Below are 18249 nucleotides of genomic sequence, written 5' to 3'. Positions count from 1 at the left end.
ACGGTAGGCCGTCACGGCCTGGTCGTCAGACCTCGACCGGGAGGTACTCGGGTCGGGTGGGTGCGGTGACCAGCAGCCAGCCGGGCACGGCCAGAAGGACGGCCGCGACTCCGAACGCAACCGCCATGGTGGTCACGACCGCGAGTTGCCCCACCGCGACCGCACCCACCGCTCCGGCGAGGTACCCGATCAGCGACTGGACGGATAGGACGGTCGCCCGCTCGGCGGCGGCCACCTGGCTGTGCAGCAGTTGCCCCATCGGGCCGCCGACGATTCCGAGACCGACGAACATCAGCAGGTACGCTCCGCCCGCCGCGAAGATTCCGCCGAGGCCGCTCACGGCCGTCGCCCCGGCCAGACACACCAGCGAGAACACGCTCACCGAGAGCCCCACCAGGCAAACCGCTCTGGCCGAAGCGAGTCTGCGCGTCAGCCTCATACTCAGTCCGCTACCCGCTGCGTCGGCCGAGAACCCGACTGCGGCAACGATGCCGTAGGCAAGCACTCCCCGATCAGGTGAGCCCGCCGACTCACCCATCCAAGCCGGGGTCAGCAGCTCGATGACGGCCAGCGCAGCCATCATCCCGGCCCCGGTCACCAGGATCCGGATCAGCAACGCGTTGCGTACACCGAGTCTCAGTCCGATCGCGATCGCAGCAGGAACCCCTCTCAGCACAGAACGCAAACTTGTGGGCGCGTACTTCGGCTCGGGCATCGCGAAGATCGTCACGACGAGCCGCACCGCATCACACGCGGCGGCGATCAGAACCGGCACCGCAAGGCTGGTGTGCAAGGCGAACGGGATCAGCGCGCCGGCCAACGTTCCGACCGCCAGCGCCACTGACGAAGCCATCAGTCCGAACGACAATCCACGGCTCAGCTCAGCTTCGGACACCTCGGATCGCGCTTGCACGGTGTCCACGAACCAGGCCTCGATCGGACCGCTTCCCAACGCCCGCCCGATCCCCCGGAGGATGCTCGAGGCAACGAGTAGCAGGATGGATTCGGCCAGGCCGAGCAAGAGCAGAGCGACCAGACTTGCCGCCGCCGACGCGACGATCATGGGACGACGGCCAACGACATCGGCGAGCCCGCCGGTGGGCAACTCGAGCACCATGATGGCGACGGAGTACACCACGCCCAGCGCCGCGACGGCGGTCAGGCTCACCCCCTTGTCCAGCAGCAGGAGAACCAGCACTGGAATGAAGAGGCCGGTCGGGAGCCAACTCAGGAAGCTGATCAGCGCAAAGCGTCGAGCTGCCCCCGAAGGGGTCACGATCGCTCACCGGCTTGTGGGAAGGCGCTGACCACGATGGAGACCTTGGCCGCGTCGGCGTTCCCGGCGTCTCTGGCCTTCAACTCGTCGACATGTGAGTAGAACCGCTGCCACAGCTCTTCAACGGAGGCCGGCGTCAGATCGACCAGCAGGTCACCAATCCCTGCCGCATCCACCCACTCCGCGGGCAACGTGGTTTGGTTCTGCTCGAACGAGTCGACGTTGGACACCAGGATCTCCGCCTGCTGCCTGCGCAACCAACCGGCCGCCGTACGGCCTGCACTGGTCGCAGCCATCTCGGAGTTGTTCCAGCTTGTCGTCACGTGCACCGCTCGCCAGCGCCGCGCCCTCGGATGACCGCTCGAAGCGACCTCCTCGACGAATCCGTACTGCGCGAGCTTCCGCAGGTGGTAGCTCGTCGCGCCGGTGTCGGTCTCGAACCGCCGAGCCAGTTCGGTCGCCGTCGCCGGCCCGTGCTCCCGCAACGCGCCCAGCATCCGCAATCGCAGCGGATGGGTGAGGGCCTTGAGCTCCTCCCCCTCGCGCACCACCTTGTCACCCTGACTCATGAGCCGACCATACGCTTGCAGAAGAATCTATGCAAAGAAACTTCTGCAAGCGTATGGTCGGTCGGCAAGTCGGCGAAGGCGCCACCTGGTTCGTCTACGGTCGGGCCTCAGGTCCAGGCGTTGGTGAGCCCCTCGTACTCTTTGGCGGTTACCGGCAGTACGACGCCGTGGCAGGGTCTTCGGGCAGGCGGTGGCCCCATGGACGGGATCCACTCGCCGGCGGCGAGGTCGGTCGTCTCGAAGGGGACATAACGGCGAGTGAACGAGGTGGACCTCCTGCTCGGGGTCCCAGACCGCTTCCGGTGCCCTGGTGTTGCCCGCCTCGGGCGGTGCGACCTTCACGAGCCGGCCCTCCCCCCAGTTCACCAGATCCGTCGACTCCCAGACCATGATCGAGCGGCTGTCGTCCCCGATACACTTCATCCGACAGTCATCCTTCGCGGAGGTCGCGGAGGTCGAGTGCGAGGCAGTTCGCGACGTCAACCGGGCGGACCTCGGGGAGCCGGACGACCAAGATGCCGTGAGCTTGCTCGAACGGAACCGGGCCGTGGCCGAGCAGCCTGACGCCGGTCACTGCCTCATGGTCCGCGAGGCTGCGAATCACTGCCCGCCCGTCGCTCGGCCAAGCCAGCTGGAACGCGTAGACCGTGTTGTCCCGGCGGGTGAAGCGAAAGTCGGACGGGGTCCACCTCACGCGGTCTTCGGTGAACCCGTCGATGATCACGCTCGACGCCCCCTCTCCGAACACCCGGAACGGTCTCGTGCCGTAGATGCCGTCACCGCACACCCGCATCCACGTGCCGAGGTCATCGAGAAGCCGCGTGCATTCGGCGTCGAGCGTCCCGTCCGGCAACTGCGGCACGTTGAGCAGCAGGTTGCCGTTCTTCGACACGATGTCGACCAGCAGCTCGATCACGTGGCCGGAAGTCTTGTAGACGTCGCGAACGTTGTAGAACCAGTCCCCCACCGAGGTGTCCGTCTGCCAGGGAGCCGGGTGAATGTCAGGCATCTGGCTTCGTTCGACGTCCATCACGCCGACCCCGCTCACTTCGGGTCGACGATCCTTCTGCTGGTAAACGGCACGGTTGGTCCCGTGGATCCGCGCGCTGATGTTGTAGAGATGAGCAACCGCACCAAGGCCCGGTGTGTAGTCGACGTCGCCGAAGGGCAACGGGCCGTCGGAGTAGAGGAGATCGGGCTGGTACCGGTCGATCATCTCGGTCACCGCCTCGAGCCAGTGACGATGCCACTCGGGATCGTCGCAGTACCAAGGGTCCGGCACGTCCACGTCACGCGTTGGCAGGTATCGGCTGTTGTCGAGGTAGAAGTCCCGGTGGGCCGGATCGCTGCCGTCGTACGGCACACCGGCGAAGGGCCCGTCCTTGTCGCTGCCCTTGTTGACCGCCATCCATCCGAGCGCGGCGCCGAGATGCTCGGTGATTCCGAACGGCAGCCCGCGCTCGTCCGCGGCAGCCTTCCAGAGCGCAAGAATGTCCTTGCCCGGACCCACCTTCACCGAGTTCCAGCGGTGGATGGCCGACTCGTAATTGAAGAAGTTGTCGTGGTGCACGGCCTGCGCCACGAAGTACCGAGCACCGGCCGCCACGAAACGATCCATCAGCTCGTGGGGGTCGAACCGTTCGGCCTTCCACTGCTGTACGACGTCCTTGTAGCCGAACTCCGAGGGGTGCCCGTACGTCCGGAGGTGGTAGCGATACTGATCGCTGCCCTCCCGATACATGTTGCGTGCGTACCAGTCGCCGTACCGTGGCACTGACTGCGGTCCCCAGTGCGACCAGATACCGAGCTTCGCGTCCCGGAACCAGTCAGGGCATTCGAACGTGGCCAGGGATTCGAAGGTTGCGTCGAACGGCACTGATCGCTCCTCGTGGTTGTTGGGAGTGTGGACCGGCCGGCGTGCGCCGGCCGGTCCAGGGTCGACCTACTTGTTGGGCATCTTGTCGTAGGCGGTCTGCTGGATCTCCAGGTAGCGCTTGAGACCGAGGCCGTCGAGACCCTTGACGTAGCTGTCCCAGTCGGTGTCGATGTTCTTCGAACCGGTCACGAACTGGAGCGCGTTCTGTTGAATGTAGTTCTCGATGTTGGTCTGCAGCGTCGCGACCTCGTTGCCGAGGGTCGGGTCGATCCACACCTTCCAGAACGGGTAGATCTGGGCCTTGTCTTCGTGGCCGGCGTACAGCTTGGTGGCCTCGAACAGCTTGCGTTCGTACCCCGCCTGCGAGTGGATGTCGGTGTCGATGACCTCGGAGTTGCGGTACTTCGCGGTGTTGTTGTACTGCGCCAGCGGACCCCAGCCGCTGTTCCGCGGTTTCGACCCGGGCTTCAGGGGAATCTGCTTGAAGCTCGGCTTCAGCGACTTGTCGAGCGCCACATCGCCGGGACCGGGCTTGGTCCAGGCCTTGCCCTCCGTGCCGAACTGTCCATTGTTCTGTCCCTCATCGGTGAAGATGTAGTCGAGCATCTTGATCGCCTGGATCTGCTTCTCCGGTGTGGCCTTCGACGTCAGTACGAACGTTGCGCCGGGCAAGCTCGGGAAGACGTAGCCGGCGTAGTTCGCGCCACTCGGACCGGTCAGCGGCGGTACCGCGTCGTACTGCTTGTCCCGCCCGTCCGCCGAACCGATGTTGACGAAGATGCCGGAGTGCATGACGGTGCCCGCGCCGACGATGACCGAGCCGCCGTGGTTGCCCTGCTGCTGCATCGCGTCCGGGTTCTGCGTGAAGGCGCCTTTGTCGATCAGGCCTTCTTTGTAGAGCGAGTTGATGTACCGCAGGCCTTCGCGCCAGCCGTCCTTGTTCGCCTGGACGTCGACCTTGCCGTTGTTGAGAACCAGTGTGGCGTTGTTGCCGCCGCTGTTGTTTTGCCCTTGCGGGTCGTAGATGAAGGCGTTCATGAAGTACGGGATGAGGCTGTCGCGGACGTTCGCGCTGAGCGCGATCTCGTCGGCCTTGCCGTTGCCGTTCGGGTCCTGGGTCTTGAACGCCTGGAGCACCTTCCGCATGTCCTCGGTGGTCTTCGGCTGCTCGAGGCCCAGCTTCTTCAGCCACGCCGAGTTCATCCACAGCTTGTCCGGGTACGAACAGTGGAAGCAGTCGACCCACTGCGGCATCCCGTAGATCTTGCCGTCCGGCGCGGTCGCCATCGCCTTCCACTCGGGCGTGGAGTCCAGCGCCTTCTTGATGTTCGGCGCGTACTGGTCGATCAGCTGGTTCAGCGGTACGACGACACCCTGGCTGCCCAGCTTCATCAGCTCGGCCGGGGTGAACTGGTCGACCCACGGGATCAGCAGGTACAGGTCCGGGTAGTCGCCACTGGCCAGGGAGATCTGCCGCTTCTCCTTGGCCGGGCCGCCGTCGAACGTGCTGGTCTGCCACTTGAAGGTGAGGTTGAACTTCTTGTTCATCTTCTGGGTGAACTCGTTCGTGGCCAGGTTGGTCTCGGCGCCCTGTGGCGCGAAGACGTCGAGTGTCACGGCCGGATTGCCGGTCACGGTGGGCAACGGTTTGCTCTCCGCCGTCGTACCGGATCCGCTGCAGGCGGCCAGGCCGAGCGCCAGCGCGCTGACGCCGGCGACCACCGCGGACTTGGTTCTCCTGAGCTGAGTTGTCATGTTGTCCCTCACAGGGGTAGAGGTGGTGCGAAGGATCAGCCCTTGACGGCGCCGATCAGGATTCCCTTGGTGAAGTAGCGCGCGACGAAGGGGTAGATGAGCAGGACCGGCACACTCGCCACGACGATCAGCGAGTACTTGAGCAGATCCGCCAGTTGCTGCCGCTGCAGGACGACGGAAGCGTCGATCGCGCCGCCGCTGTAGGTGTTGAGAATCAGGATGTTGCGCAGCACCAGCTGGAGCGGGAAGAGGTCCGGGCTCTTGAGGTAGATCAGCGCGTCGAAGTACGAGTTCCACTGCATGATCGCGTACATCAGCGCGACCACGGCGATCATCGGTTTGGCCAGCGGAATCACCACCGACCACAGGAACCGCAGGTCGCCGCAACCGTCGAGCTGCGCGGCCTCGGCCAGTTCGTCCGGGATCGCGGTGCGGAAGTACGTTCGCGCGATGATCACCTGCCAGACCCCGATGGCCTGCGGCACGATGAGCGCCCACCGGGTGTCCAGCAATCCGACCTGCTGGACCACCAGGTACGTCGGGATCAGCCCGCCGGTGAACAGCATCGTGAACAGGATCAGGCTCATCACCAGATTCCGGCCGACCAGCGTGCGACGCGACATCGGATACGCGATCGCGATCGTCATCACGACACTGACGATCGTGCCGACCACCGTGTAGAACAACGAGTTCGCGTAGCCCTGCAGGATCTGCGGGTTCTCGAACACCGCTTGGTATCCACGCAGCGAGAACTCCACTGGCCAGAACAGCACCCGGCCGGCTGACACCGCCTCTGGGCTGCTGAACGAACTCGCCACGATGTACAGCAACGGCAGCAGCACAATCGCCAGGAACACCGTCAGCAGCAGGTACACACAGAACATGAAAATCCGGTCCGTGCGGGATTCCCGGATCCGCCGTGCCCGCGCCGCCCGGCGCTCGGTCCGCAGGCTCAAACGCGTCGCGGTTTCGCTCCCGGCGGTCATGACCACAGTCCGTTTCCGGTGATGCGCTTGGCGATCATGTTGACCACCAGCAGCAGGACCAGGTTGATGACGGAGTTGAACAGACCGACCGCGGTCGCCAGGCTGAAGTCGGCGTTCAGCAGACCGGTCTTGTAGACGTAGGTGGCGATGATCTCGGACTCACTGAGATTCAGCGGGTTCTGCAACAGGTACGCCTTTTCGAACCCGATCGCCATGATGTTGCCGACGGCAAGGACCAGGATGATCACCGCCGTCGGCATGATGCCGGGCAGGTCGACGTGCATGATCCGCCGAAGCCGGCCGGCGCCGTCCACCTTGGCGGCCTCGTGCAGAGCCGGGTCGATCCCGGCCAGCGCCGCCAGGTAGATCACGGCCGAGTACCCGGTCGTTTGCCAGACATCGGACCAGACGTAGATATGCCGGAAGTAGTCCGGATTGCCGAGGAAGTCCACCTCCGGTACGCCGAAGAATCCCAGCCCTTCGTTGACGATGCCCAGTCGCGGCGACAGCATCAGGATCGTCATCGAGACGACCACCACGGTGGAGATGAAGTACGGCGCGTACGTCACTAGCTGGACCGTCTTCTTGAACAACCCGGTCCGCACCTCGTTCAGCGCGAGCGCGAGGATGATCGCGAGCGGGAAGCTGGCGGCAACGGTGTAGACGGACAGCAGGAACGTGTTCTTGAGCAGCGTCCAGAACACCGGGTTCGAGAAGAACATCTCGAAGTTGCGCCAACCGAGCCACGGGCTGCCCCAGATACCGGCCACCACGTTGTAGTTCTTGAACGCCAGCACGGCATTCGACATCGGGATGTACTTGAACACCACGAACCAGATCAGCGGCACGACCATCAGCAGATAGAGGGTCCAGTGCCGGACCAGACTCCGCCACAGACCGGTCAGGGTGGTACGTTCACGCCGCCGTCGTCGCTTGGGCCGGGTCGCTTGTTCACCGGCCGGTGGACGGATGGTTGTCAGGGTTGCCATGGGACCTCCTCGTCCAAGCCGTCGATCAACTCGAGCTCACGCGGTGACCGACGCCGGCCGTCAACCGGACCGGCACCCGCTCGCCACCACGGCGTACGACCCGCTCCTGGTCCCGGTCAGCGGTCAGCACCGACTCGATGCCGTACGGCGTCCACGCGATGTCGACGACCACACCCCCACGGGCCCGGAGGCCGGTCACTCGTCCACTGGCCCATGAAGCAGGCAGGGCGGGCAGGAGTTCGATCTCGCCGGTGTGACTCTGCAGGAGCATCTCCGCGACTCCTGCCGTCGCACCGAAGTTGCCGTCGATCTGGAACGGCGGATGGGCGCAGAACAGGTTCGGGTAGATACCCGCCCCGCTGCCGGAATACCCCGTCGCCGTGTCGTCCGCCGGCCGCAGGAACGCTCGCACCAGGCGATGAGCGGCCGCCGCGTCGCGGAGGCGCGCCCGCAGGCAGATCTTCCACGCCAGCGACCATCCCGTCGCCTCGTCGCCGCGCAGGTCGAGCGTCCGCGTGGCCGCGGCGGCGAGGCTGGGCGTGCTGTCCGGCGTGATCGCGTTGCCAGGATGTACGCCGATCAGATGCGACATGTGGCGGTGGTGCGGGTCTTCCTCCGGTAGGTCGGCTGCCCACTCCTGCAGTTGGCCTTGTGCGCCAATCGATGGCTCGGGCAGTCGCTTCCGGGCCGTGGACATCTCGCCGACGATCGGGTCCACGACATCGAGCAACTCGGCCGCCTGCTCAACCCGCTGGAACAGCTCTGAGATGAGCGCCAGGTCCATGGTCGACGACTCGGTCACGGATGCCGGCTGCCCGTCGTGGGCGATGTAGTCGTTCTCCGGCGACGTCGACGGCGCCGTACCGAGACTGCCATCCGGCATCTCCACCAGCCAGTCGAGGCAGAACTCCGCTGCACCCCGCAAGACGCGCCAGGACTCGCCGAGGAACTCGAGATCCCCGGTGAACTCGTAGTGATCCCACAGATGCCGGGCCAGCCACGCACCGGCCATCGGCCAGTTCGACCACCGCGGATCGCCCTCGACCGGCAGCGTCCAGCACCACGCGTCGGCATTGTGGTGCGCAGTCCAGCCACCGCAACCGTACCGATCGCTAGCCGTACGACGCCCCGCCTGGGCAAGCTGACCGATGTATCGAAGCAACGGTTCGTGGCACTCCGGCAAGTTCGTCGTCTCCGCCGGCCAGTAGTTCATCTCGGTGTTGATGTTGACCGTGAAGTTCGAGCTCCACGGCGGCCGCAGGATGTCGTTCCAGATCCCCTGCAGGTTGGTCGGCAGACCACCTGGTCGCGAACTCGCGATCATCAGGTAGCGGCCGTAGTTGAAGATCAGCGCAGCCAGGGCAGGGTCCTCGACCTCGACCGCCCGGGCAACCCGCACGTCGGTCGGCAGCTCCGCCTGCTCCGCCGACCCGGCCAGCTCGAGCGCCGTACGACGAAACAGTCGCCGGTGATCCCGCTGATGATCGGACTTGAGCTGCCCGTACTCGCGATCGAGAGCCGCGCGCACGGTCTGATCCGCGGCGAACCAGCACTCCTGCGCCGTCCGGGTCGGCGCCGTGAACGGACCGTCGTAGCCCGTGGCGGTCGAGAGAACCAAGGTGATCTCCGTGGCGCCCTCGATGCCGAGCTCCGAGGCACTCGCCCCGATCTCGCCATCGGTCGAGGTACGCAACGCGATAGCGGCTGCCATGCCGCGATCCGAACCGTCGGAGTACCGGATCGGCTGTGGCACGTCGCGATGTGGAGGAGCGACATCGGCTGGTGCCTGCAGGAGCAGTCCGAGCCCGTCCTCGACTGCGTGTGGGCGCGATCGCAATTGCGAGGTCAACCGGCAAGTCAGCGCCAGGACCGGCTCGGACGCGGTCATTCGGTGGACCAGTACGCCGTCCGGCGCGCTGACGAAGACCTCCTGCCGAACCGCTACTCCCCCGATCGCGAACTCTGCCGTGGCCATCGCGGCGTCGAGATCGAGCTCGCGACGATACTGCGTGACATCTCCGGCAGCAGGCGTTGCGCCATCGACGCGAACCTCGAGCAGGAGATCGCCCAGCGGCAGGTACGCCTGCGAGTAGCCGGAGTGAAAACCACAAGCCAACTCATGCGCCCGGCGAGTGTCACCCGCCGCGAGAGCGTCGCGCAGCGCCTGTACGGCGTCGGCACCGGTCGCACCGAGCGGAGTGGACAAAGACCGAGCGGTCTCCGGACTGCCAGACCACAAAGTCTCGTCGTTCAGCCCTATCCGATCCTGGCCGACACCACCGAAGCACATCGCGCCGATCCGGCCGTTGCCGAGCGGCAGCGCCTCCAGCCACGTTTCGGCGGGCCGGTCGTAGAACAGCCGCTGCATACCGGAGCGGTCCGAGCTCACCAGGTTGCCCATACCACGGTCCTCCCTCGAGACGGCGAGGTATTAATCCCATGAATTTCCGGGATCGTAGCGCCGTGACGGAGCTTGGTCCATACTGAACGACATCAAGGGCGTAGAAAGATCCCATCTATTGCTGATCGAGAGGGGCCCGCCATGCCACGCATCACGTCGGTGGAGGTCGTCGACGTCCGCTTCCCGACGTCGCTGACCAGCGACGGATCCGACGCGATGAACAAGGACGGCGACCACTCCGCGGCGTACGTCGTGCTGCACACAGACGACCCGGATCTCGCCGGGCACGGCTTCACCTTCACCATCGGGCGCGGCAACGACCTGTGCGTCGCCGCCGCCGCTCAGCGCGCCGTACCACTGGTGGGCCGAGACGTCGACGAGCTGTGCGATGACCCCGGCGGGATCTACCGGGAACTGCAGTCGGACAGCCAACTGCGATGGCTCGGCCCGGACAAGGGAGTCATCCATCTGGCCCTGGCCGCGGTCATGAACGCGGTGTGGGATCTCGCCGCCCGACGGGCCGGCGTACCGCTGTGGCGACTGCTGTCCGACATGTCACCCGAACAACTCGTCGCGGCCGCCGATCTGCGGTATCTCGCCGACGTCCTGACGCCGAAGCAAGCCATCACCCTGCTGGAGCGGCAGGTAGGTGGCCGCAAGCAACGAATCGAGCAGCTCGAGGCATCCGGCTACCCGTGTTACACGACCTCCGCCGGATGGCTCGGGTACTCCGACACCAAACTGCGCAGGCTCTGCGAGGAAGCCGTTGCCGCAGGCTACAAACATGTGAAACTCAAGGTCGGCGCCGATCTGGCCGACGACATCCGGCGCTGTGGCATCGCCCGCGAGGTCCTCGGGCCGGACGGTCATCTGATGATCGACGCGAACCAGGTGTGGGAGGTCCCGCAGGCGATCGAATGGATCAAGTCGCTGGCCGAGTTCGACCCGCTGTGGATCGAGGAACCGACCAGTCCCGACGACATCCTGGGTCACGCCGCGATCCGCAAAGCCGTGGCACCCATCGGCGTCGCCACCGGCGAGCACGGCATGAACCGGGTTCTGTTCAAGCAGCTGTTCCAGGCCGGCGCCATCGACTACTGCCAGCTCGACGCGGCCCGGCTCGGCAGCGTCAACGAGGTACTCGCGGTCTACCTTCTCGCTGCCTGGTTCGACGTGCCGGTCTGCCCACATGCGGGTGGCGTCGGTCTGTGCGAACTCGTTCAGCATCTCGCGGTCTTCGACTACGTCGCCGTGTCAGGCAGCCTCGACGGCCGCGTCACCGAGTACGTCGACCACCTGCACGAACACTTCGTCGATCCCTGCGTGGTAAGGAACGGCGCGTACGTGCTTCCGGCCGCGCCCGGTTACAGTGCCGAGATGCACAGGACGTCACTCAAGACCTACCAATTCCCGGACGGTACCTACTGGGCATCACGCGCGGAACGAGACCCGCTGCCATGACCACCGGCAAGGTGGCTGAGCCGTCTCGCACCCCAGGCGTTTCACAGACCGACATCGTGGTCGAGAGCATCCGGCACATGCTCATCGACGGCCGGCTCCGGCCGGGCGACCGGCTTCCCGTCGAGAAAGACCTCGCCGCGGCACTCGGCGTGTCGAGGAATCCCCTGCGCGAGGGGGTCCGCGCACTGTCGATGATGGGAGTTCTCGAGACGCGGCAAGGTGACGGTACCTACGTCACCAAGCTGGATCCGTCCATGCTGCTGGCTCCGCTCGGCTTCGTTGTCGACCTGCAGGAGGGCAGCGGAACACATCATCTGCACGCGGTACGCCGGATCCTCGAGACCGAGGCCGCCGCCTCAGCAGCGCTGCGGATCGCCTCGGCGGAGCTCGACGCCGCTGCCGAGCTCTTGCGTCACAACGGGGCCGAACTGACGCTCGAGGAGCCGAACCACGAGACGGTGATCGAGAACGACATCGCCTTCCACCGCATCATCGCGGAGGCGGCCGGCAACCCGGTGCTGACCGCACTCATCGACGCGCTGGGTGGACGCACGATGCGCGACCGGCTGCGCCGATCCATCTCGCAGCCCGGCGCGGACGAGACCGCCCACTCCGAACACCTCTCGATCCTCGCCGCCCTGACCACCCACGACCCCGACCGAGCACGCACCCGCATGGCCGCCCACCTGTTCACCGTCGAGGACTACCTCCTCGAACGAGGCGTGGTGAGCCCGACCACGGAATGAGACGCGCCGATGGACCTGCTGCACTGGAGTACGCCTGACCTGACGCTGACGTTCGCCCTCGACGACGGCCCGGTGCGGCTGATCGCCGTACGCGAAGCCTCACAGAAAGCCGCACCAGCAGACAGCAGTACGGCGGATCCCAGCCAGCCACTGGTCGAGGTCTCCGCCGTCGGACACGGACTATCGCCGAGCACCAACCGGCACGTCGACACCAGTCTCGGGCAACAGTTGCGCTACGTCCGTCACAAGGAAACCGAGACGACGTTGCGCATCACCCAGGAGGACCCCGCCACCGGTCTGTGCGTCACGAGTGGGTTCGAAGCGCGAGCCGGCGTACGGGCCTGGAGCGAAGCCTCGATGATCGGCACGGGATCGCTGGAGCTCACGTTCCTGTCGTCGCTCGTGGTCGGCCTCGCGTCGATCGACGCCGACCTGCTTTCCGCCGCCAACAGCTGGATGGCGGAAAGCCGCTGGTCGACTCGGCCATTGCGGAGTGCGGCGCTGGCGGACATCGTCCGCGACTCGCACCGCCATGTCGCCAGGAGCCGGCACGCGGTGACCAGCTCGAATTCGTGGTCCAGCGGGGAGTGGCTGCCTGTCGGTGTCCTGGTCGACCGGAGTGCGCCGTACGCCCTCGGCTGGCAGATCGAGCACAACGGACCGTGGCACTACGAGCTCGGCGAGACCCGCCACGGCGGCTACCTGCTGCTCAGCGGTCCGACCGACCAGGAACATCAGTGGAGTGTCGAGGTCACGGCCGACAAGCCATTCACGACAGTGCCGGTGTCCCTCGTCGCCGGTGCAGACCGCGACAGTGTGTTCGCCGCGCTCACGCGTCAACGGCGCGCGATACGTCATCGCCGTCCGATCGACGACCGGATGCCGGTGGTCTTCAACGACTACATGAACACGCTGCTGGGCGATCCGACCACGGAGAAGCTGCTGCCGCTGATCGACGCAGCCGCCGAGGCCGGAGCCGACTACTTCTGCATCGATGCCGGCTGGTATGCCGAAGGCGACTGGTGGAACACGGTCGGAGCGTGGCAACCGTCGACGACCCGCTTCCCGAACGGCCTCGCCGAGGTGATCGACCGGATCCACTTACGCGGCATGGTGCCTGGCCTCTGGCTTGAACCCGAGGTGATCGGCACGCGCTCGCCGATGGCGAACGACCTACCCGACGAAGCGTTCCTGAGCCGCCGTGGCCGTCGGGTCGCCGAGTCCGGCCGGTACCTGCTCGACCTGCGCAGCGCGGCCGCCCGCGCACACCTCGACGACACCGTCGACCGGCTGATCCGCGAGTTCGGCGTCGGCTTCTTCAAGTTCGACAACAACACGATGACCGGCCCCGGCACCGACAAGGCTGGTACGTCGCTGGGTCACGGGCTGCTGGAACACCAGCGCGCGCTGCTCGGCTGGCTCGACGATCTGCAGACACGTCACCCCGACCTGCTGATCGAGAACTGCGCCTCGGGTGCGATGCGAACGGACTACGCCATGCTGTCCCGGCTCCATCTGCAGTCGACCTCGGACCAGGAACATCCGTTGCTCTACGCAACGATCACCGCGGCCGCCCCGGCCGCCGTACTCCCCGAGCAAGCCGGCCACTGGGCCTACCCGATCAGCGGAACCACTCGCGAGGAGTTCATCTTCGCGCTCGTCAACGGTATTCCCGGCCGCCTTTACCTCTCGGGCCACCTCAACCGAATGACGCCGGCCGAGCTCGACTTGATCCGTTCGGCGCTGTCCGCCCATCGCGCGATCCTCGATGACCTCGAATCGCTCGTGCCTGCCTGGCCGATGGGCCTGCCGGCGTGGACCGATGAGTGGATCGCCCTTGCCCTCAACGGTCCCGACGCCTCTTACCTGACCCTCTGGCACCGCGCCGCTGGCCCGTCCACCATCACGCTGCCCCTGCGCCGGGCAAGGATCGAACCCCACTTCCCCGCTGACCTCGCCGACTGGACCTACAGCTGGACGGACGACGCGCTCACCATCACCACGAACACCTCCGAACCCTCCGCCCGCGTCCTCCGCCTGACGCCGGCCAGGGCCGACTGACGCCCGCCATGGCCGACTGACGTCGGAGCCGCTGTGCTCAGACCTGGCCGGCCTTTTCCAGCGCGGCGCAGCAGGTGTTCACCAGCAGGCGGGTGACGTTGTAGGGGTCGATGTTGGCGTTGGGGCGGCGGTCCTCGATGTAGCCCTTCTTGTCCACCTCTACCTGCCACGGGATGCGGACCGAAGCGCCGCGGTCGGAGACGCCGTAGCTGTAGACGTCGTGCGGGGCGGTCTCGTGGGCGCCGGTCAGGCGCTCTTCGATGCCGTGGCCGTAGCCCGCGATGTGCTCCTCGACCTTGCCTGGGGCGCCGAGGGACTCGCAAGCGGTGACGATCGCGTCGTAGCCCTCGCGCATGGCCCGGGTGGAGAAGTTGGTGTGCGCACCGGCGCCGTTCCAGTCACCCTTGGCCGGCTTGGCGTCCAGGGTCGCGGCGACGTCGTACTCCTCGGCGATGCGGTAGAGCAGCCACCGGGCCACCCACAGGTGGTCGGCGACGTCGACCGGACCCACCGGGCCGATCTGGAACTCCCACTGGCCGGGCATGACCTCGGCGTTGATGCCGGAGATCGTCAGACCCGCCTCGATACAGGCGTCCAGATGCTTCTCGACGATCTCGCGGCCGAAGACCTCGTCGGCGCCGACGCCGCAGTAGTACGGGCCCTGCGGGGCGGGGAAGCCGACGGCCGGGAAGCCGAGCGGGCGTCCCTCCTGGAAGAAGGTGTACTCCTGCTCGATGCCGAACCAGGAATCCTGCTCGGCGTACTGTTCGGCGATCGGGAGCAGCTTGGCCCGGTTGTTGGTCGGGTGCGGGGTGCCGTCGACGAGGTAGACCTCGCACAGCACCAGCTTGTGGTCGCCGCCGCGGATCGGGTCGGGACACGAGAAGACCGGCTTGAGTACGCAGTCCGAGTTGTCACCGGGTGCCTGGTTGGTGCTCGAACCGTCGAAGCCCCACTCCGGCAGCTCGGCGCCGTCGGCGAGGATCTTCGTCTTCGAGCGAAGTCGCGCGCTCGGCTCGGTACCGTCGATCCAGATGTACTCGGCCTTGTAGGTCAACCGTCTGTCCCTTCATCGTGGCCGTCCCCTCAGGCGTTCCTGAACCGGCCGATGTCGACATTGTCAATCGGCCATTACGGACCTGTTGCCCGATTGTGAACAGCGTGTTAACCCCCTCATTGGCGCGGCGGGGTGAGTGCGACCACCTGGTACGGCGGGAGCCCCACCGGCTCGTCGAACTTGCTGTCGACGAGCAGCAAGCGCCCCTGCGCCAGCTTCGCGGTGGTGAACACGCGGCTCGGGTCGGTGGGCGTCGCCGCGACCAGCGTGGCCGTGCTGCCATCGTCGGACAGCCGCAGCGTGGTCAGGACCCGAGAGAAGTTCCGCACCACCCACAGCAACTCACCACTTCGCACCAGGCCGTCGGCGTTCACCAAGTCGGCGCCACCGGTCCCGACCGGCGAGACCGCGCCGCTGCGCAGGTCGAACCGCCACAGCTTGCCGACGTTGCCCTGGGCAACGACCACCGCGCGGCGGTCCGCGGAGACCACGATGCCGCCGAGGTTGAACCCGGTCTGCGTCTGGATCGTCCCGGTCGCGTCGGCCCAGGTGCGAACGGTCCAGCAGCCGTCCCGCTCGGCGACGCGGAACACCTGCGGCGCGTTCGAGTTGGTGAAGTACGCCGCGCCGTCCGGGCCGATGACGACGTCGTTCAGGAATGCGTTCGGTACGCCGGTGCGCAGCGCGGCCAGCAGCCGGCCGGACCCGTCGTACACCCACATGTCGGGCGCGCCCGGGTGGTCGATGCCGTTCGGCCCGCCCGCGACGTACACCCGCCCCTGTCCGTCGACGGTGACGCCGCGCGCGGTCCACCGGCCGTCGGTACCGTCACCGGCCAGCCATTCGGTGGCGGCGGTGAAGCGTAGCGACCCGCGGTGGATCTCGCCGCCGGTGGTTTCCGACACGTAGAACCGCTCCGTCCGCGCGTCGTACCCGATCCCCTCGTACTTCGACCCGCCGGCACCGTTCACCACCGGGTCGCCGGGCAGTTCGTAGGCGGCGGGCCGGGCGGACGCCGCCGGCATCCCGGCGCCGAGCAGTACGGCGGACAACGCCAGGGTCGCGGACACGGAACGAACAGACATGAGTACCTCGCATCAAGGGTGCTGGATGGTCGACACGGTCAAGCCTGGTCGGCGGACGACCCGCGCACGACAGGCGTTCGGCCACCATGAAGTAGCCGATCGGATGATTCGGTCCGCGATCCGGCGGGCTTACCATCGGCTCGAGATGACCACCTCGAGTTCGCGTCCGACCACCCCCGCTTGGGCCGCCGGGATCCTCGGCCGTGCCGACGGGCTGGTGACCGCGCTGCACGCGACGTTCGTCGTTCTCGTGGCGGCGTCCGCGGTGCGGTACCTGTCCGGGCACGGGTTCGGCGACCGGGCCCCCTGGGTGCTCACCGGGGCGGCGATCCTGCTGGCGACGTACGCCGCGCACCGGGTGCTCCCCGGCTGGCTCTGGCTCGCCCTGCTCGTCGCCGGCTGGTTCGGCCTGGTGCTGCTGGCCCCCTCGTTCGCGTGGTGCGCCGTACCACTGTCCTTCGTCGCGCTCCGCGTGCTGCCGTTCCGGCCGGCGTGTGCGGTGGTCGCCGCCATGGTGGTGACGACCGTGGTCACGTGGACGCGGATGTCGGACCGCCTGGACCCGACGATCCTGCTCGGCCCGGTCTGCGTCGCGGTGCTCGCGGTCGGCGCGTACCGGGTGCTGGAACGGGACGCGCTCGCCCGGCAGTCGCTGCTGGACGAGCTGCGCGCGGCGCAGGGTGACCTGGCCGACGCGCAGCACCGGGCCGGCGTACTGGCGGAGCGGGCACGGCTGTCGCGGGAGATCCACGACAGCGTCGCCCAGGGCCTGTCCAGCATCAACCTGCTGCTGCAGGCTGCCGACAGCGAGTGGGAGAACCGGCCGGCGGCGGCCCGCGAGCACGCGACCCAGGCAGCGGCGACCGCCCGCGACGGCCTGGACGAGGTACGTCGGGTGGTCCGCGACCTGGCTCCCGCCGAGCTCGCGACGGAACCGGGTGATCCCGCGTTGGCCGACGCACTCCGGCAGACCTGCGAACGGCTCGCCGCGCACAGCGAAGTGGAGGTCCGCGTGCAGGTCCACGGAACACCGGTACGCCTCGGCCCGGAGATCGAGACAGCACTGCTGCGTACCGCGCGCGGTGCCCTGGCGAACGTGCTCGAGCACGCCGCCGCGAGCACAGCCGTGGTCACGCTCACCTATCAGCCGGACGCTGTCGCGCTCGACGTACGCGACGACGGCCGCGGCCTGCCCGAGGACCCACGACCGACCGCCCCGGACCGCGGCCGGGGACTGGCCGGTATCCGCGATCGCCTCCAGGAGCTCGGCGGCACGCTGGTTCTCGAGAGCGAGCCGGGCGAAGGTACGGCGCTGGCTGCCTCGGTCCCCTTGGAACGCCCGTGATCCGGGTGGCGCTGGTCGACGACCATCCAGTGGTCCGTGCCGGGATGCGCGCACTGGTCGACGGGCAGGACGACCTGACCGTGGTCGGCGAGGCGTCCGACGCGCACAGCGCCGAGCAACTCGTCGCGGCGGTGCGGCCGGACGTCGTACTGATGGATCTCAACCTCGGCCGCGGTCCCGGTGGCGTCGAGGTCACCGTACGACTGCGCGCGCTGCCGGAACCGCCTCGGGTGCTCGTGCTCACGACGTACGACACCGAAGCGGACATCCTGAGCGCGATCGACGCCGGCGCCTCGGGCTACCTGCTGAAGGACGCGCCGCCCGAGGACCTGTTCCGCGCGATCCGCGGCACCGCCCGCGGCGAAGTGGTCCTGGCCCCGGCGGTCGCGGCCCGCCTGGTGAAGCGGGCCGGCTCCCCGGGACCGGTCCTGACCGAACGCGAAGTGGAGATCCTCGGCCTACTCGCCACCGGCCAGTCGAACCGCGAACTGGCCAAACGCCTGTTCGTCAGCGAGGCGACGGTCAAGTCGCACCTGTCCCACATCTACACCAAACTCGAGGTCGACACCCGCGCCGCCGCCGTCGCCCGCGCCATCGAACAACACATCATCCGCCCACCCGCCAGCAACGCCGGCCCCTGAG

General features: G+C 67.1%; 14 protein-coding genes and 1 pseudogene. 5 read left to right on the top strand and 10 right to left on the bottom strand.

Annotated elements, in window-relative coordinates:
• Positions 1–25 precede the first annotated feature (25 nt).
• The 8 genes and pseudogenes from OG394_RS04310 to OG394_RS04275 form a co-directional block, all read right to left on the bottom strand.
• Positions 26–1276 carry an MFS transporter gene (locus tag OG394_RS04310; RefSeq protein WP_328993538.1) on the bottom strand — a complete coding sequence of 417 codons (1251 nt, stop codon included), beginning with the start codon at positions 1274–1276 and terminating at the stop codon, positions 26–28.
• Positions 1273–1845 (bottom strand): winged helix-turn-helix domain-containing protein, encoded by a 573-nt coding sequence (locus OG394_RS04305; protein WP_328993537.1) that lies wholly within the window; start codon positions 1843–1845, stop codon positions 1273–1275. The genes OG394_RS04310 and OG394_RS04305 overlap by 4 nt, the downstream gene beginning before the upstream one ends.
• Positions 1846–2275: 430 nt before the next feature.
• A complete protein-coding gene (locus tag OG394_RS04300; RefSeq protein ID WP_328996797.1) occupies positions 2276–2638 on the bottom strand; it encodes an alpha-L-fucosidase C-terminal domain-containing protein in 363 nt (120 codons plus the stop codon).
• A pseudogene (locus tag OG394_RS04295) lies at positions 2636–3727 on the bottom strand (alpha-L-fucosidase); the annotation flags it as partial. The gene OG394_RS04300 and the pseudogene OG394_RS04295, both read right to left, overlap by 3 nt.
• A 60-nt stretch (positions 3728–3787) precedes the next feature.
• Positions 3788–5476 (bottom strand): ABC transporter substrate-binding protein, encoded by a 1689-nt coding sequence (locus OG394_RS04290; protein ID WP_328993536.1) that lies wholly within the window; start codon positions 5474–5476, stop codon positions 3788–3790.
• A gap of 35 nt (positions 5477–5511) precedes the next feature.
• Complete coding sequence (locus OG394_RS04285; protein ID WP_328993535.1) at positions 5512–6462, bottom strand: carbohydrate ABC transporter permease; 951 nt, start codon at positions 6460–6462, stop codon at positions 5512–5514.
• Positions 6459–7451 carry an ABC transporter permease gene (locus tag OG394_RS04280; protein ID WP_328993533.1) on the bottom strand — a complete coding sequence of 331 codons (993 nt, stop codon included), beginning with the start codon at positions 7449–7451 and terminating at the stop codon, positions 6459–6461. The genes OG394_RS04285 and OG394_RS04280 overlap by 4 nt, the downstream gene beginning before the upstream one ends.
• A 25-nt stretch (positions 7452–7476) precedes the next feature.
• A complete protein-coding gene (locus tag OG394_RS04275; protein ID WP_328993532.1) occupies positions 7477–9852 on the bottom strand; it encodes a glycoside hydrolase family 95 protein in 2376 nt (791 codons plus the stop codon).
• Between the two features lie 141 nt (positions 9853–9993).
• Between OG394_RS04275 and OG394_RS04270 the strand changes: the two genes are divergently transcribed.
• From OG394_RS04270 to OG394_RS04260, 3 genes are read left to right on the top strand one after another with little or no spacing between them, the layout of a single operon-like run.
• Entirely contained in the window at positions 9994–11313 is a 1320-nt protein-coding gene (locus tag OG394_RS04270) for an L-fuconate dehydratase (RefSeq protein WP_328993531.1), read from the top strand.
• Positions 11310–12059 (top strand): FadR/GntR family transcriptional regulator, encoded by a 750-nt coding sequence (locus OG394_RS04265; protein WP_328993530.1) that lies wholly within the window; start codon positions 11310–11312, stop codon positions 12057–12059. Before OG394_RS04270 ends, OG394_RS04265 begins: the two co-directional genes overlap by 4 nt.
• A 9-nt stretch (positions 12060–12068) precedes the next feature.
• Positions 12069–14120, top strand: coding sequence for a glycoside hydrolase family 36 protein (locus OG394_RS04260; RefSeq protein ID WP_328993529.1), 2052 nt, complete (start codon positions 12069–12071; stop codon positions 14118–14120).
• Between the two features lie 37 nt (positions 14121–14157).
• Here OG394_RS04260 and glnII read toward each other — a convergent pair whose 3' ends face one another.
• Both glnII and OG394_RS04250 read right to left on the bottom strand, forming a co-directional pair.
• On the bottom strand, positions 14158–15177 hold the full coding sequence (glnII, locus tag OG394_RS04255; RefSeq protein WP_328993528.1) for a glutamine synthetase: 1020 nt from the start codon (positions 15175–15177) through the stop codon (positions 14158–14160).
• Between the two features lie 116 nt (positions 15178–15293).
• Positions 15294–16262 (bottom strand): SMP-30/gluconolactonase/LRE family protein, encoded by a 969-nt coding sequence (locus OG394_RS04250; RefSeq protein ID WP_328993527.1) that lies wholly within the window; start codon positions 16260–16262, stop codon positions 15294–15296.
• 145 nt (positions 16263–16407) lie between these two features.
• Between OG394_RS04250 and OG394_RS04245 the strand changes: the two genes are divergently transcribed.
• Together OG394_RS04245 and OG394_RS04240 are read left to right on the top strand one after the other, a co-directional pair.
• On the top strand, positions 16408–17607 hold the full coding sequence (locus OG394_RS04245) for a sensor histidine kinase (RefSeq protein ID WP_328993526.1): 1200 nt from the start codon (positions 16408–16410) through the stop codon (positions 17605–17607).
• A complete protein-coding gene (locus OG394_RS04240) occupies positions 17604–18248 on the top strand; it encodes a response regulator transcription factor (protein WP_328993524.1) in 645 nt (214 codons plus the stop codon). Before OG394_RS04245 ends, OG394_RS04240 begins: the two co-directional genes overlap by 4 nt.
• Position 18249 lies beyond the last annotated feature (1 nt).

The sequence above is a fragment of the Kribbella sp. NBC_01245 genome (assembly GCF_036226525.1).
Taxonomy (GTDB): domain Bacteria; phylum Actinomycetota; class Actinomycetes; order Propionibacteriales; family Kribbellaceae; genus Kribbella.
This window is presented reverse-complemented; position numbering and strand designations above follow the sequence as displayed.

Bases quoted from the DNA above. Each gene is read 5' to 3' on its own strand.
- OG394_RS04275 (WP_328993532.1), bottom strand. From the start codon at position 9,852: ATGGGCAACCTGGTGAGCTCGGACCGCTCCGGTATGCAGCGGCTGTTC.
- OG394_RS04305 (WP_328993537.1), bottom strand. From the start codon at position 1,845: ATGAGTCAGGGTGACAAGGTGGTGCGCGAGGGGGAGGAGCTCAAGGCC.
- OG394_RS04300 (WP_328996797.1), bottom strand. From the start codon at position 2,638: ATGCGGGTGTGCGGTGACGGCATCTACGGCACGAGACCGTTCCGGGTG.
- OG394_RS04290 (WP_328993536.1), bottom strand. From the start codon at position 5,476: ATGACAACTCAGCTCAGGAGAACCAAGTCCGCGGTGGTCGCCGGCGTC.
- OG394_RS04250 (WP_328993527.1), bottom strand. From the start codon at position 16,262: ATGTCTGTTCGTTCCGTGTCCGCGACCCTGGCGTTGTCCGCCGTACTG.
- OG394_RS04280 (WP_328993533.1), bottom strand. From the start codon at position 7,451: ATGGCAACCCTGACAACCATCCGTCCACCGGCCGGTGAACAAGCGACC.
- OG394_RS04245 (WP_328993526.1), top strand. From the start codon at position 16,408: ATGACCACCTCGAGTTCGCGTCCGACCACCCCCGCTTGGGCCGCCGGG.
- OG394_RS04260 (WP_328993529.1), top strand. From the start codon at position 12,069: ATGGACCTGCTGCACTGGAGTACGCCTGACCTGACGCTGACGTTCGCC.
- OG394_RS04270 (WP_328993531.1), top strand. From the start codon at position 9,994: ATGCCACGCATCACGTCGGTGGAGGTCGTCGACGTCCGCTTCCCGACG.
- OG394_RS04285 (WP_328993535.1), bottom strand. From the start codon at position 6,462: ATGACCGCCGGGAGCGAAACCGCGACGCGTTTGAGCCTGCGGACCGAG.
- OG394_RS04265 (WP_328993530.1), top strand. From the start codon at position 11,310: ATGACCACCGGCAAGGTGGCTGAGCCGTCTCGCACCCCAGGCGTTTCA.